General features: G+C 61.4%; 13 protein-coding genes. 10 read left to right on the plus strand and 3 right to left on the minus strand.

Annotated elements, in window-relative coordinates; translation table 11 throughout:
- Positions 1-68 precede the first annotated feature (68 nt).
- From BWR59_RS11020 to tldD, 3 genes are all read left to right on the plus strand, one after another.
- The gene (locus tag BWR59_RS11020) at positions 69-3,884 is read left to right on the plus strand and encodes a YhdP family protein (RefSeq protein WP_081565670.1); all 3,816 of its coding nucleotides are present in this window, start codon (positions 69-71) and stop codon (positions 3,882-3,884) included.
- 142 nt (positions 3,885-4,026) lie between these two features.
- A complete protein-coding gene (locus tag BWR59_RS11025; protein WP_081565671.1) occupies positions 4,027-4,878 on the plus strand; it encodes a carbon-nitrogen hydrolase family protein in 852 nt (283 codons plus the stop codon).
- A gap of 2 nt (positions 4,879-4,880) precedes the next feature.
- Positions 4,881-6,320, plus strand: coding sequence for a metalloprotease TldD (tldD, locus tag BWR59_RS11030; protein WP_081565672.1), 1,440 nt, complete (start codon positions 4,881-4,883; stop codon positions 6,318-6,320).
- A 44-nt stretch (positions 6,321-6,364) separates the two neighbouring features.
- Here tldD and yjgA read toward each other — a convergent pair whose 3' ends face one another.
- Positions 6,365-6,886 (minus strand): ribosome biogenesis factor YjgA, encoded by a 522-nt coding sequence (yjgA, locus tag BWR59_RS11035; RefSeq protein WP_074755982.1) that lies wholly within the window; start codon positions 6,884-6,886, stop codon positions 6,365-6,367.
- A 107-nt stretch (positions 6,887-6,993) separates the two neighbouring features.
- Here yjgA and pmbA point away from each other — a divergent pair, with 107 nt between their 5' ends.
- From pmbA to BWR59_RS11070, 7 genes are all read left to right on the plus strand, one after another.
- A complete protein-coding gene (pmbA, locus tag BWR59_RS11040) occupies positions 6,994-8,340 on the plus strand; it encodes a metalloprotease PmbA (RefSeq protein WP_081565673.1) in 1,347 nt (448 codons plus the stop codon).
- A gap of 235 nt (positions 8,341-8,575) precedes the next feature.
- Entirely contained in the window at positions 8,576-8,971 is a 396-nt protein-coding gene (locus BWR59_RS11045; RefSeq protein WP_081565674.1) for a FagA protein, read from the plus strand.
- The gene (locus BWR59_RS11050; RefSeq protein ID WP_081565675.1) at positions 8,964-10,340 is read left to right on the plus strand and encodes a class II fumarate hydratase; all 1,377 of its coding nucleotides are present in this window, start codon (positions 8,964-8,966) and stop codon (positions 10,338-10,340) included. Before BWR59_RS11045 ends, BWR59_RS11050 begins: the two co-directional genes overlap by 8 nt.
- Before the next feature lie 44 nt (positions 10,341-10,384).
- Positions 10,385-10,846, plus strand: a complete 462-nt coding sequence (locus BWR59_RS11055; RefSeq protein WP_081565676.1) for a hypothetical protein — start codon at positions 10,385-10,387, stop codon at positions 10,844-10,846.
- Between the two features lies 1 nt (position 10,847).
- Positions 10,848-11,459 (plus strand): superoxide dismutase, encoded by a 612-nt coding sequence (locus BWR59_RS11060; RefSeq protein WP_081565677.1) that lies wholly within the window; start codon positions 10,848-10,850, stop codon positions 11,457-11,459.
- A 27-nt stretch (positions 11,460-11,486) separates the two neighbouring features.
- Entirely contained in the window at positions 11,487-12,374 is an 888-nt protein-coding gene (locus BWR59_RS11065; RefSeq protein ID WP_081565678.1) for a ZIP family metal transporter, read from the plus strand.
- A 215-nt stretch (positions 12,375-12,589) separates the two neighbouring features.
- Entirely contained in the window at positions 12,590-12,928 is a 339-nt protein-coding gene (locus BWR59_RS11070) for a zinc ribbon domain-containing protein YjdM (RefSeq protein WP_081565679.1), read from the plus strand.
- Between the two features lie 123 nt (positions 12,929-13,051).
- Here BWR59_RS11070 and BWR59_RS11075 read toward each other — a convergent pair whose 3' ends face one another.
- Both BWR59_RS11075 and BWR59_RS11080 read right to left on the minus strand, forming a co-directional pair.
- A complete protein-coding gene (locus BWR59_RS11075; RefSeq protein WP_081565680.1) occupies positions 13,052-14,416 on the minus strand; it encodes a heavy metal sensor histidine kinase in 1,365 nt (454 codons plus the stop codon).
- Positions 14,406-15,083 (minus strand): heavy metal response regulator transcription factor, encoded by a 678-nt coding sequence (locus tag BWR59_RS11080; RefSeq protein WP_081565681.1) that lies wholly within the window; start codon positions 15,081-15,083, stop codon positions 14,406-14,408. The genes BWR59_RS11075 and BWR59_RS11080 overlap by 11 nt, the downstream gene beginning before the upstream one ends.
- Positions 15,084-15,093 lie beyond the last annotated feature (10 nt).

The following is a 15,093-nucleotide window of genomic DNA, read 5'->3' on the forward strand; positions in this document are numbered from 1 at the left end:
GATCTGACCCCAGCTGCACGCTTGAGCCGGTCGCCATTTATAGACTCTCGGAATGGAGGCTGCGTGACATGGAGCGTCTGACGCGTTTCTTCGCGGCCCTGACACGCTGGGGCTTGAGCTTGTGCGCGCTGATTGTGGTGCTGGTGGCCTTGTACGTCAGCGTGGGCCGGGAGCTGGTGCCGATGGTGGCCGAGTATCGCGCCGACGTCGAAGCCAAGGCCGAGGCCGCTGTCGGGATGCCTGTCAGTGTGGGACGGCTCGAAGGCAGCTGGAGCGGTTTTTCACCGATCTTCGTCGCGCGGGACGTAATGGTCGGGCAGGGTGCCAATTCTGTCCGCCTCGATCACGTGCGTGCCGTGCCGGACCTTTGGGCCAGCATCAAGGCCCGTCAGGTACGCATAGCCCGGCTTGAACTCGATGGTCTGCAACTGGGCCTGAAGGAGGACAAGGACGGCCACTGGGCGCTTCAGGGCCTGCCAGTGCAGGACGACAAGCCTTTCGACCCCGAACAGACCCTCAAGCAAATGCAGATGATCTCGCAGTTGTCGCTGTTCGACAGCCAGATCACCTTGCAACCCTACGATCAGGCGCCGCTGACACTGACCTACGTCAGCATGACCCTCAAGACCGGCAGCGTTCACCAGCGTCTGGATGCGCGCGTGACCCTGCCTGACGGCCAGCCGCTTTCGCTCAACGTGCGCTCGAAAATACGCGCCAGCGCCTGGCGTGAGGGTGAGGCCGAGACCTATCTGAGCCTGCCGCAGAGCGACTGGTCCAAGTGGCTGCCGAAGAGCCTGACCCGCGACTGGAAGATCAACAACCTCAAGGCTGGCGGCGAGTTCTGGCTGACGTGGGGCAAGGGCAATCTGCAGACTGCCGTCGCGCGGCTCAACGCCCCGCAGTTCAAGGGCGCCTACGCCGATCGCAAATCCTCGAAGATCGACAACCTGGCACTCAACGCCTGGTTTCAGCGCGATGAAACAGGCTTCACCGTGGCCCTTGACTCACTGGGCATGGACATTGCCAGCAAGCGCTGGGAAAGCCGCATCCAGCTGAAACAGACGGCGGCCACGTCAGACAGCGAAGAGCTGTGGCATGTGCAGGCCGACCGCATTGACCTGACGCCGGTCACCCCATTGCTGGACTCACTTGCCCCATTGCCCGACAAGCTGATGGTGGTCCTCGATCACCTGAACTTCACCGGTGGCGTACGCAATTTGCTGCTCGACTATCGCCCGCAGGCCGAAGGTCCCAAGCGTTTGAGCTTCGCGGCCAACGTCGACAAGCTCGGTTTCGACGCCTACCACGGCGCGCCAGCCGCCGGAAACGTCAGCGGCGCCATCAGCGGCGATCTGGGGCAGGGCGAACTACGTCTGAACACCGACGACTTCATGCTGCACCTGGACCCGATCTTCAAGAATGCCTGGCATTACAACCACGCTGAGGCGCGCCTGACTTACGCGCTGGACGATCAAGGCTTCACGCTGATAGCGCCGTACATCAAGGTACTTGGCGATGAAGGCAAGATCGCTGCGGATTTTCTCATTCGCCTGCATTTCAACCACGATCAGGAAGACTACATGGACCTGCGCGTGGGCATGGTCGATGGCGATGGCAAATACACGTCGAAATACTTGCCGGCGGTGCTCAATCCGGGCGTCGATCAATGGCTGCGCACGGCGGTTTTGAGCGGCAACGTCAAGGAAGGTTTTTTCCAGTATCAGGGCTCGATCAACCACGACGCGCCGGATGTGGCACGGGTCATCACGCTGTTCTTCAAGGTGCAGAACGCCAATCTGGCATTCCAGCCGGGCTGGCCGCAACTCACCGGCGTCGACGGCAACGTTTTCGTCGAAAACAGCGGCGTGCGGGTTCGTGCCAGCAAAGGCCAGTTGCTGGGAACGCAGGTCAGCAATGTGGCGGTCGATGTTCCCCACACGCCGCCCGGGCAATCCAGCCATCTGCTGGTCGACGGCGACTTCAACGGCAGTCTGCAGGATGGCATGAAGATTCTGCAGGAGGCGCCCATCGGCACCGCTCAGACCTTCACCGGTTGGCAGGCCGAAGGGCCGCTCCAGGGCCATATCAATCTCGACGTTCCGCTGGTCAAGGGCCAGGAGCCGAAGGTCGCGGTGGACTTCAATACCGACGGTGCGCGACTGCGGCTGCCGGACCCGGTGTTGGATCTGACCCAGCTCAAGGGCAACTTCCGGTTCGACATCGCCAAAGGGTTGAGTGGCAAGAACATCAAGGCCGTGGCATTCGACAAACCGTTGACCGCCGAGATCTTCGCCGAGGGCAAGCCCGGTGCTCCGGTGACGCGAATCTCTGCTTCAAGCCAGATTGCGACCAAGCGCCTCACCGACTGGCTGGGCGTGACTCAGCCGTTGCCGGTGTCGGGTGATCTGCCGTATCAACTGGAAGTTTCGCTCGCCAATGGCGACAACCAACTGCGGATCAATTCCAGCCTCAAAGGTTTGAACGTCGACTTGCCCGCGCCGTTTGGCAAGACCGCCGACGAGACACGCGACACGGATTTCCGAATGAACCTGCAAGGGCCTGAGCGTCGTATCACCGTCGGCTACGGCAATCTGGCCAACTTTGCGTTTGCCTCTCCACCGGGCAAGTTCGCGGATGGCCGTGGCGAGCTGTTCCTTGGCCAAGGCGGCGCTATCGTTCCCGAAGCCAAGGGCTTGCGTGTGCGTGGCTCACTGTCCGAGCTGGACATCGCGCCCTGGCAGTCGATGGTTGAGCGCTACGCCGGTAATGATCCGGGTGGGAGCGCCAAACAACTGCTGAGCGGCGTCGATCTGCAGATCGGCAAGCTCACTGCCATGGGCACGACGCTGGAGTCTGCCAGCGTGCAGCTCAAGCGCAGCGATGCCAGTTGGGGCCTTGCGCTGGACAGCTCGAAGATCAAGGGCACGGCCACGTTGCCGGACAACAAGGCCACGCCCGCCGACATCAATCTGCTGTTCGTGAAACTGCCCGCGCCAGACCCGAACGCGGCAGTGGTCGAAAACGCGCCGGACCCGCTGGCGGACGTCGATCCGCGCAACATTCCGGCGATGAACATCAAGATCACCCAGCTGTTCCAGGGCGATCAATTGGTCGGAGCCTGGTCGCTCAAGGTGCGCTCGACGCCGAACGGGATTCAGATGTCGGACATGAGCATGGGGCTCAAAGGCATGTTGCTGCAGGGCAGTGGCGGCTGGGAGGGCACACCGGGTGCGACCAACAGCTGGATCAAAGGCCAGGTGGCCGGCAAGAACCTGGCTGACGTGCTGCAGGCCTGGGGGTTCGCGCCGACCGTCACCAGTCAGGAGTTCGAGCTTAACGTCGACGGTCGTTGGCCAGGCTCACCGGCGTGGGTTGGCCTCAAGCGCTATTCCGGCAGCCTCGACGCTACGCTGAAAAACGGCCAGTTCGTCGAAGTCGAAGGTGGCGCGCAGGCGCTGCGGGTGTTCGGCCTGCTCAACTTCAACTCCATTGGCCGGCGTCTGCGTCTGGACTTCTCCGACCTGCTGGGCAAAGGGCTGAGCTATGACAAGGTCAAGGGACTGCTGGTGGCCAGCGATGGCGTTTACGTCACCCGCGATCCGATCACCCTGATCGGTCCGTCGAGCAATCTCGAGCTCAATGGCACCCTGGACATGGTCCGCGATCGTGTCGACGCCAAGCTGTTGGTGACCTTGCCCGTGACCAACAACCTGCCGATTGCCGCGTTGATCGTCGGCGCTCCGGCCATCGGCGGCGCGTTGTTCCTGGTCGACAAACTCCTGGGTGACCGCGTGGCTCGTTTCGCCAGTGTGCAATACAAGGTCGAAGGCCCCTGGAAAGAGCCTAAAATCACCTTCGACAAGCCATTCGAGAAGCCGCAATAAGAATCGCGGGTCCGATTATCTGGCAGGCGATGCCTCTGTGCAGTCCGGCTTGCCGGCGGCAGCGTCAGAGATTTCAGCATTGTCGGTAAGTCGGGCTGCGGCGCTTGGAGTACAGTGCAGTTCTATCGATCAAGGAGCACTCATGTCCTTCGCAGTGATTCAGATGGTCAGCCAGAGCGACGTCGAGGGCAATCTTGCCCAGGCGCGCAAGCTGCTTGAGCAGGCCGCTGCAGCGGGTGCAAAGCTTGCTGTGCTGCCGGAAAACTTCGCCGCCATGGGCCGGCGGGACATCGCCGCCATCGGTCGCGCAGAGGCAATGAGCGAAGGTCCGATCCTGCCATGGTTGAAACTCGCCGCCCGCGACCTCAAGTTATGGATTGTCGCCGGGACATTGCCGCTGCCGCCTGAGGGTCGGCCGGAGGGCAAAGTCACGGCGTGCTCGCTGTTGGTCGACGATCAGGGCCAACAGGTCGCGCGTTACGACAAGCTGCACCTGTTCGATGTCGACGTCGCCGATGCTCGCGGACGCTATCGTGAGTCTGACGACTACGCCCACGGCGGCAACGTGGTGGTTGCCGATACACCGGTGGGAAAGCTGGGTCTGACCGTGTGTTACGACCTGCGCTTTCCCGAGTTATACACAGCCCTGCGTGAAGCAGGCGCCGAGTTGATTACCGCGCCGTCGGCCTTTACCGCCGTGACCGGCGCGGCGCACTGGGAAATCCTGCTGCGCGCGCGCGCCATCGAAACCCAGTGCTACGTGCTGGCAGCCGCGCAGGGCGGGGTTCATCCAGGGCCAAGGGAAACATTTGGACACGCGGCGATCATAGATCCATGGGGCCGCGTGCTGGCCGAGCAGGCACAGGGTGAAGCCGTGCTGCTGGCCGAACGAGACAGTGAAGAGCAAGCGTCCATACGGGCGCGGATGCCGGTATCCAGTCACCGGCGATTTTTTTCGCAGGACGCCTTGCGGCCTGCCAACACCCCGGAGTGAATATGAGCGACTTGTCCTCTGTCAGCGAACACCTACTGGCGCCAGGCGGCCTGAGCATCGACAGCCTGCAATCGGTGCTGGGGGAGCTTGCCGGTCCCGGGATCGACGCGGCCGACCTGTACTTTCAGGGCCAGATTTCCGAGTCCTGGGCTCTGGAAGACGGCATCGTCAAGGAAGGCAGCTTCAACCTCGACCAAGGTGTCGGCGTGCGTGCGCAATCGGGTGAGAAAACCGGTTTTGCCTACAGCAATGCCATCACCCCGGAAGCCCTGGCTCAAGCCGCTCGCGCTGCGCGCTCCATTTCCCGCGCAGGCCAGAACGGCCGTGTTCAGGCGTTCACTACCCAAGACGTCGCCCAGCTTTATGCGCCGGACAACCCGCTGGAAGTCATGACCCGCGCCGAAAAAGTCGAGCTTCTAAAGCGTATCGACATCGCGACCCGTGCGCTCGACCCTCGTATTCAGCAAGTCACCGTGAGCATGGCCGGTGTCTGGGAACGCATTCTGGTGGCTTCCACCGATGGTGGCCTGGCAGCCGATGTACGCCCCCTGGTGCGCTTCAACGTCAGCGTCATCGTCGAGCAGAACGGCCGTCGCGAGCGTGGCGGCCATGGTGGCGGCGGACGTACCGATTACCGTTATTTCCTCGCCGAAGACCGCGCCATGGGCTATGCCCGCGAAGCGCTGCGTCAGGCGCTGGTCAACCTGGAGGCGATTCCGGCTCCGGCTGGCACGCTACCGGTGGTGCTTGGTTCCGGCTGGTCCGGCGTGTTGCTGCACGAAGCGGTCGGCCATGGTCTGGAAGGCGATTTCAACCGTAAAGGCAGCTCGGCCTACAGTGGTCGCATGGGCGAAATGGTTGCCTCCAAACTCTGCACCATCGTTGATGACGGCACCCTGGCCGGTCGCCGTGGCTCGTTGAGCGTCGACGACGAAGGCGTCCAGACGGAATGCACCACGCTGATCGAGAACGGTGTGCTCAAGGGCTACATGCAGGACAAGCTCAACGCGCGTCTGATGGGGGTTGCCCGCACCGGTAACGGTCGTCGCGAATCTTACGCGCACCTGCCGATGCCACGCATGACCAACACTTACATGTTGGGCGGCGAGAGCGATCCGGAAGAAATCATCAAGTCGGTGAAGAAGGGTATCTACTGCGCCAACCTCGGCGGCGGTCAGGTCGACATCACCAGCGGCAAGTTCGTGTTCTCCACCAGCGAAGCCTATTTGATCGAAGACGGCAAAATCACTGCCCCGGTCAAAGGCGCAACCTTGATCGGCAACGGTCCTGAGTGCATGAGCCGGGTGTCGATGGTCGGCAACGATCTGTCGCTGGACAGCGGCGTGGGTACGTGCGGCAAGGATGGGCAATCGGTACCGGTGGGCGTCGGCCAGCCAACGCTGAAGATCGATGCGATCACCGTAGGCGGCACAGGCGGCTGAAGAGAGGAGGCTGCGCCGAGTGAGTCGCTCACTCGGCGCAAGGTTTAACGCAGTCCGCGCTTGGTTTCGTCCAGTTCGCGGATGTATTTGAAGATTTTGCGGGTCGCGGTCGGGGCCTTGTTCTGCTTGGCCTCGTGCTGAGCCTGACGGATCAGCGAACGCAGTTGCTGACGGTCGGCTTCCGGGTATTCGTTGACGAACTGTTCGAGCACGTCGTCAGTACCGGTCACCAGGCGGTCGCGCCAGCGTTCCAGATTGTGAAAGCGCTCGTTGTATTGGCGCGTGGAGGCATCGAGCTGATCGAGCAGGACCAGGATTTCATCCAGGTTCTGATCGCGCATCAGCCTGCCAATGAATGAGATGTGGCGTTTGCGCGCGATGTGCGCGGTGTGCTTTGGAGCATCGGCCAGCGCCCGACGCAATTCGTCGGTCAAAGGCAGCTTGGCCAGCACATCGGGCTTGAATGTCGTCAAGCGTTCGCCCAGATCCACCAGAGCGTGCAGCTCTTTTTTGATCTGGGTTTTGCTTTTCTCTCCGTCGAAGGAGTCGTCGTAAGAATCAACCATGGGGGCCGTCCGCAAATAAACGCCGCCATGATAACCAGTCAGGGGCCAATTGTCCGGCCCAGTGGGCACTTGGTCAGTGCCAGAACCGGAATTTGATGGAGAAAGTCATGAGTGCATCAGAAAGCGTCGGCCCGCAGGCCTTGCCGGCACTGCAACAGCAGGTCGAGCAGATCGTCGCCGAAGCCAGGCGCCAGGGCGCGACCGCCTGTGAAGTCGCTGTGTCGCTGGAGCAGGGGCTATCGACGTCGGTTCGTCAGCGCGAAGTCGAGACCGTCGAATTCAACCGTGACCAGGGCTTTGGCATCACTTTGTACGTCGGCCACCGCAAGGGTTCGGCCAGCACCTCGGCCAGTGGCCCTGACGCGATCCGCGAGACCGTCGCTGCCGCGCTGGCCATCGCCAAACACACCTCCGAAGACGAAAGCTCGGGCCTTGCCGACGCCGCGTTGATGGCGAAGGAACAACCGGATTTCGATCTGTTCCACCCTTGGGACATCACGCCCGAGCAGGCCATTGAGAAGGCGCTGATCTGTGAGGCTGCTGCATTCGACGCTAACAGCCTGATCAAGAACGCCGATGGCACCACGCTGAATGTGCATCAGGGCTGCCGGGTGTATGGCAACAGCCATGGTTTCATCGGCGGTTACGCTTCGACCCGGCATAGCCTGAGCTGCGTGATGATTGCCGAGAAAGACGGCCAGATGCAGCGCGATTACTGGTACGACGTCAATCGTCAGGGCGACCTGCTGATGGACGCCAGGCTCATCGGCCAGAAAGCCGCCGAGCGTGCCGCGAGCCGTTTGGGCGCACGCCCGGTGCCAACCTGCGAAGTCCCTGTGCTGTTTTCGGCGGAGCTGGCGGGCGGCCTGTTCGGCAGCTTCCTGGGCGCGATTTCCGGTGGCAACCTGTACCGCAAGTCGTCCTTCCTCGAAGGCGCAATCGGTCAGCGTCTGTTCCCGGAATGGATGACCATCGACGAGCGTCCTCACCTGATGCGCGCCATGGGCAGTTCGGCGTTCGACGGTGACGGCCTGGCGACCTACGCCAAGCCGTTCGTCGAAAACGGCGATCTGGTCTCGTACATCCTCAGCACCTACTCGGGCCGCAAGCTGGGCCTGCCGAGCACGGCGAACGCGGGCGGCGTTCACAACCTGTTCGTCTCCCATGGCACTGAGGACCAGCAAGCCCTGATTCGGCGGATGGGGCGCGGGCTACTGGTGACCGAACTGATGGGCAGCGGCCTGAACATGGTCACCGGCGATTATTCGCGCGGCGCAGCGGGCTTCTGGGTCGAGAACGGCGAGATCCAGTTCCCGGTTCAGGAAGTGACCATTGCCGGCAATATGAAGGACATGTTCAAGCAGATCGTTGCCGTTGGTAGCGACCTGGAAATGCGCAGCAACATCCGCACGGGCTCTGTATTGATCGAGAAGATGATGGTGGCGGGGAGCTGATTTCTCCCTGAGCCCCGTGTCACCCAAGGCCTGCCATGCGCAGGCCTTTTTTATGCGTGTGAGTTGATAACTTCCACAGAATCCTTGAGACGGCCCCAGAACCTGCAGCTCCCACAAGGGTTCATCCGTGACCCCGATATGGGCGATCTTCCTTCACACCTATGCAAATGTCGGGGTTGTTTTGATTCTTAAACTCATTTAATAATGAATATCATTCGCTAAATGAGCCTCGGTCATGGGTACTGTTCTGCACGAGTCGCCGTATCTGGAAAACTGGCGTGCGCTGAGTCTTCGGATTCGCTGCGCCCTTGATCCCGACGAGCCACGTGTCATCGAACACTATCTGGCAGAGGGCCGCTACCTGGCGCGTTTCACCGCAACGCCGCAGACGCTTATCGCCGAAAGCACATTCCGGCTGCTGATCGACACAGCCCGCGACACCGCGCTGCCTTGGCACTGGCGCTGTCTGTGTCTGGATCAGGCGTGGCGGCCGTTGCGCGACCTGCAGGCACTCGCCCATTCCATTCCCCAACGTCAACGCTGGCAGGCCTTCGCCCATCAACTGGCGACCTGCGTGTTGCAGCCCTCGATTTCTCTCGCTGAACTGATGCAAGGATCTACCGATGAGTAATACCCGTATTGAACGCGACAGCATGGGCGAGTTGCAGGTCCCGGCCGAGGCCCTGTACGGCGCGCAGACCCAGCGTGCGGTGAACAACTTCCCGATCAGCCAGTTGCGCATGCCCAGCCAGTTCGTCCGCGCGTTGCTGCTGGCAAAAGCTGCTGCCGCGCAAGCCAACCTTGAGCTCAAGCAGATTTCCGAAGGGCAGAGCAAAGCTATCGTGACCGCCTGCAAGGAACTGCTGGCCAGCGACTACATGGCCCATTTCCCGGTGGACGTTTTCCAGACCGGCTCCGGCACCAGCACCAACATGAACGCCAATGAGGTGATCGCGACCCTCGCCACCCGCGTGCTGGGCGATGCGGTGAACGCCAACGATCACGTCAACTGCGGTCAGAGCAGCAACGACATCATTCCGACCACCATCCACGTCAGCGCCGCACTGGCGATTCACGAGCAGTTGCTGCCCGCGCTGGCGCACCTGATTCAGGTCATCGAGCACAAAGCCGAGCAGGTTCACCCTTACGTCAAAACCGGCCGTACGCACCTGATGGACGCCATGCCCGTGCGCATGAGCCAGGTCCTCAATGGCTGGGCGCAACAGATCAAGGCCAACGTCGAGCACATCGAAAACCTGCTGCCGAGCCTACAGGCCCTGGCGCAAGGCGGCACTGCGGTGGGTACCGGTATCAATGCGCATCCCGAATTCGCTTCACGCTTTGCCACTCAGTTGAGCCGCCTGAGCAACGTCGGCTTTGTGCCTGGCAAGGACCTGTTCGCGCTGATCGGCTCGCAAGACACCGCCGTCGCCGTTTCCGGCCAGCTCAAGGCCACCGCCGTGTCGCTGATGAAAATCGCCAACGACCTGCGCTGGATGAATTCCGGCCCGTTGGCGGGCCTTGGTGAAATCGAACTGGAAGGCTTGCAGCCGGGTTCGTCGATCATGCCGGGCAAGGTCAATCCGGTGATTCCGGAAGCCACCGCCATGGTCGCCGCCCAGGTGATAGGCAATGACGCTGCAATCACCGTTGCCGGTCAGTCGGGCAACTTCGAACTGAACGTGATGCTGCCAATCATCGCCCACAACCTGCTGCAGAGCATCGAGCTGCTGGCCAACTCCAGCCGCTTGCTGGCGGACAAGGCCATTGCGACCTTCAAGGTCAACGAAGCCAAGTTGAAAGAGGCGCTGTCACGCAACCCGATTCTGGTCACCGCGCTGAACCCGATCATCGGCTATCAGAAGGCCGCCGAGATCGCCAAGACCGCCTACAAGGAAGGCCGGCCGATCATGGACGTCGCGCTGGAGCACACCGACCTTGATCGCAGCCAGCTGGAAACCCTGCTCAATCCGGAAAAACTCACTGCCGGCGGCATCTGACCGCCCGCGTTTCTGTTCACGTCAGCGCCTGTGGAGGGCACGCCATGGAGCATTGGAAAAGCACCATTCTGAAAGGCAATAGCTGTTTCAACCGTGGCGACCTGATCGACGCCCGCGAACTCTATCTGCAAGCCCTGGCCCTCGCGCAGGTGCTGCTGGAGCGCTGGAGTGACCCCGACGAGGCCGTGGCGGCTTTCGTGATTTCCCATCACAACCTGGCCGATCTGCACCTGAGCCTGCATCAGCCGGAGGAGAGCGCCGAGTATCTGTGTGCGGCGCATCAACGCCTGCTGCAAGTGATCCAGAACCCGCGTCTGACGCCTGCGTTGCGTCAGGCCGCGTTCCGTCACAGCAACAAGACCTACAGCGAACTGCTGGGCTTCATCAACGAACACGGTGAATACCCACGTACCCATCGCCTGCTCAACAGCAGCGGCGAACACTCACGCTCGGCGCTTCAGCGTAATGCCGCTGCCGCCGGCACATTGTCCTTTGGAGTTCATTGATATGCCGTATACCTTGCCTGCCTTGCCATACGCTTACGATGCCCTTGAACCGCACATCGATGCGCAGACCATGGAAATTCACTACACCAAGCACCACCAGACCTACATCAACAACCTCAACGCCGCCGTCGATGGCACCGAATACGCCGAGTGGCCAATCGAGAAACTGGTCGCCAGCGTCGGGCAACTGCCGGAAAAACTGCGCCCGGCGGTGATCAACCAGGGCGGCGGTCACGCCAACCACTCGCTGTTCTGGGACGTCGTGAGCCCTAAAGGCGGTGGCTTGCCAGGTGGCGCGCTGGCCAAGGCGATTGATGAGCAACTGGGCGGGATCGAAGCCCTCAAGGAAGCGTTCACCAAGGCTGCGCTGACCCGGTTCGGCAGCGGCTGGGCCTGGCTGAGCGTGACCCCGGAAAAGAAACTGGTCGTGGAAAGCAGCGGCAACCAGGACAGCCCGCTGATGAACGGCAACACGCCGATCCTCGGTCTGGACGTCTGGGAGCACGCCTACTACTTGCGCTACCAGAACCGTCGCCCGGAATACATCGCTGCGTTCTACAACGTCGTGAACTGGGGCGAAGTCGCCAAGCGCTATGCCGCTGCTCTGGCTTGAATCCCCCTGACGAGAAGTAGACGATCTATGCCTTCGGATTTCCTCACCATCAGCAGTGGACGCCTGTTTCGACTGGCCATCGGTTCGATTCTGTTACTGGCCGGAACAGGTTTGCTCATCGCTCAAGGGTTATCGTGGATGAGCCTCGAACCCCGCATGTTGAGGGCTCTGGAAGGCGGAGCATTGTGCGCCTTGGGCACGGCCCTCGGCGCAGTTCCAGTGTTGGTTATCCGCGGGATGCCGGTGGCGGTGTCCGACGGATTGCTGGGTTTCGGCGCGGGCATCATGCTCGCAGCGACTGCCTTTTCTCTGATCGTGCCGGGCCTCAGCGCTGCTCAAGGCCTGGGCTTCTCACAGTGGGGCGCGGGTGCGCTGATCAGCTTCGGCATTCTGGCTGGCGCTGTCGGCCTGTTCGTCGTCGACACGCTGGTGTCCCGTGGGCCGCAGCTGTCGGACGTCACAGAAAAACCGGCGATTCCTTCGAATATCTGGCTGTTCGTCATCGCGATCATCGCCCACAACATTCCCGAAGGCATGGCCGTGGGCGTCTCGGCCGGCGGCGGGCTTGCTCACGCCGACAGCCTTGCCATGGGCATTGCGCTGCAGGACGTGCCGGAAGGCCTGGTGATTGCACTGGTACTCGCCGCTGCGGGCATGTCTCGCGTAAATGCCTTTCTGATCGGGGCCGCATCAGGGCTGGTCGAGCCGGTGTTTGCCGTGCTCTGCGCCTGGCTAGTGGAGATTGCCGCGCTGTTGCTGCCACTCGGACTGGCGCTGGCGGCGGGTGCGATGCTGCTGGTCGTGACCCACGAGATCATCCCCGAATCACGCCGCAACGGACACGACAAGATCGCCAGCTTCGGGCTGCTGGTCGGGTTCTGCCTGATGATGGTGATGGATACGGCGCTGGCTTGACGCTGCCTGTTTGCGCAGCGACCCGATTAACCATGTGGGAGGGATCCGAGGAACGAGGGTCGCGATGCGGTTTACCTGGCACATTGTCATCGCGACCGTCGTGCCTCTGATGACTCCTACAGAGACCATGTTGAGCATGTAAACAGCGTGGCGTGATCTCTCAGGATAAAAACCCTTATAATCCTGCGCCTATTCATCCTGATGCGAGATCCGCCGTGAGTTTACCGCCGTGCCCGAAATGCAATTCCGAATACACCTATGAAGACGGCACCCAGTTCGTCTGCCCGGAATGCGCCAACGAGTGGTCTGCCGATGGCGCCGCTGAAACCAGCGATGACGTGAAAATCATCAAGGATGCAGTCGGCAACACCCTGCAGGACGGCGACACCGTCACTGTGATCAAGGACCTGAAAGTCAAAGGCTCGTCACTCGTGGTCAAGGTCGGTACCAAGGTCAAGAACATCCGCCTGGTCGATGGCGATCACGACATCGACTGCAAGATCGACGGCATCGGCGCAATGAAGCTGAAGTCCGAGTTCGTGAAGAAGGGCTGAGGCGCGAGCACCGCGCAGTCAGACGACCTAGGTAGCTGTCCGGCTTGCCGGCGGTGGCGTCCTTGAATTTGCTATCGCCTGTAAGCCGGACTGCGACCGTGATGCCCCCGGGGTCATGCCGTTTCAACTCGGCAAATTGATCCCGAACGTATTCTCTCCGTGCTCGCTGCGCGCAAACACGGTGCCGCCGTGCATCAATGCGATGGCCTTGACGATGGCAAGGCCCAGCCCATGGTTGGCGCCGCTGTTGCTGCGTGACGCATCGACTCGATAAAAGCGCTCGAACAGCTTGGGCAGGTGCTCGCCGGAGATCTGCGCCCCCGGGTTGGTCACGCCAATGCTGATGTGATCGCCTTCCTCCTTGATATCCACATGAATGATCTGCCCCGACGAGGTGTGCTGCACCGCGTTGTGCAGCAGGTTGATCAGCGCGCGGCGCAGGTGGGCCTTTTCGAACGGGACATGCGCATCGCCGCGCACCTGAACCTGCACCTGTGCGTCCTCCAGAATGAAATCCAGATAATCCAGGGTCGTCGCCACTTCCTCGGCGAGGGACGATTGCGTCAGTTCCGTGGCCTTGCTGCCCTGATCGGCACTGGCCAGAAACAGCATGTCGTTGATGATCGAGCGCAGCCGTTCCAGCTCCTCCAGATTGGATTGCAATACCTCGAAGTAATGCTCGGCGGAACGGCCCCGAGTCAGCGCCACTTGGGTCTGACCAATGAGATTGGTCAGTGGCGAGCGCAGCTCATGGGCCACGTCGGCGTTGAAGGATTCAAGGCGCGAATAGGCCTGCTCCACACGCTCCAGCGTGGAGTTGAACGAGGTCACGAACTGGTCGAGTTCCGGTGGCAGTGACGACAGCTGCAAACGGCCGGACAACCGTGGCGGCGCCAGTTTGCGGGCTTCCAGCGACAGGTCGTGCAGGGGTTTGAGGCCGATCCTCGCCACCCAGTAGCCCAGAGCCGAAGCCAGCGCGATGCCGATGGCTGCAAGGCTGATCAGCGCGGTCAGCAACGAGTGCTGGGTCTGCCAGAACGTTTCAGTGTCGATGGCGGTGAGAAAGCGCAGGGGAGGTCGCTGGTCCTTGGCCGGGAACTGGCTCACACGAACCTTGAAGGGATAGTCGTGATCGGACAGGTTCAGGTCACGCATGCCCAGCGGACCGTTGGCGAATTTGCGAATCTGCGCGTCAGGATTGCCGAACTCGTAGGTTGGATTGTCGCTGACCACCCAGAACCGCAGGCGTTTGTCTTCTTCGCTGAGCAACCTGAGCTTGGCATTGATCTTGGCCCAATGCTCCGGGTTGCCGTAACGCTGCACGGCAGACTCAAGCACGCTGTAACGCGCATCCACTTCGGCTTCCGGCAGCAGGCCCAGACTCTTGTCCACCTGCAGGTACAACGCCCAGCCGATCAGCAGAAACACCAGCAACGCCACCAGCGCGAACATGCCGCTCAGGCGAATGGCGATGGAGTTACTCGACACGACGGCTCTCCAGCACATAGCCCATCCCACGGATGGTGTGCAGCAGTTTCTGTTCGAACGGGCCGTCGAGTTTGGCGCGCAGGCGCTTGATTGCCACCTCCACGACGTTGGCGTCACTGTCGAAATTGATGTCCCAGACCATCTCGGCAATCGAGGTCTTGGAGAGGATTTCTCCATGGCGCCGGGCCAGCACGCTGAGCAGCGAAAACTCTTTGGCGGTCAGGTCCAGGCGGGCTCCCGAGCGGGTCGCCTTGCGGCTGATCAGGTCGATCCAAAGATCGGCGATGCTGATCTGAACCGGTTCATGGCCGCCACTGCGTCGGGTCAATGCTTGCAAACGAGCCACCAGTTCCAGAAACGAAAATGGTTTGCCCAGATAATCATCGGCGCCTTCACGCAAGCCGCGAATCCGATCGTCGACGTTCTCCCGAGCGGTGAGCATGATCACTGGCGTCTGCTTGCGCGCGCGCAGTGCCCGCAACACGCCATAACCGTCGAGGCCGGGCAGCATGACGTCGAGGATGATCACCCCGTATTCGCTCTCCAGGGACATGTGCAGGCCTTCGATGCCATCCCGGGCAACGTCCGTGGTGTAACCCTGTTCGGTCAGACCGCGATGCAGATAGTCCGCGGTTTTCTCTTCGTCTTCGATAATCAGGACACGCATCGGTCCACTC

It is taken from the genome of Pseudomonas sp. Bc-h, from assembly GCF_002080045.1.
Taxonomy (GTDB): domain Bacteria; phylum Pseudomonadota; class Gammaproteobacteria; order Pseudomonadales; family Pseudomonadaceae; genus Aquipseudomonas.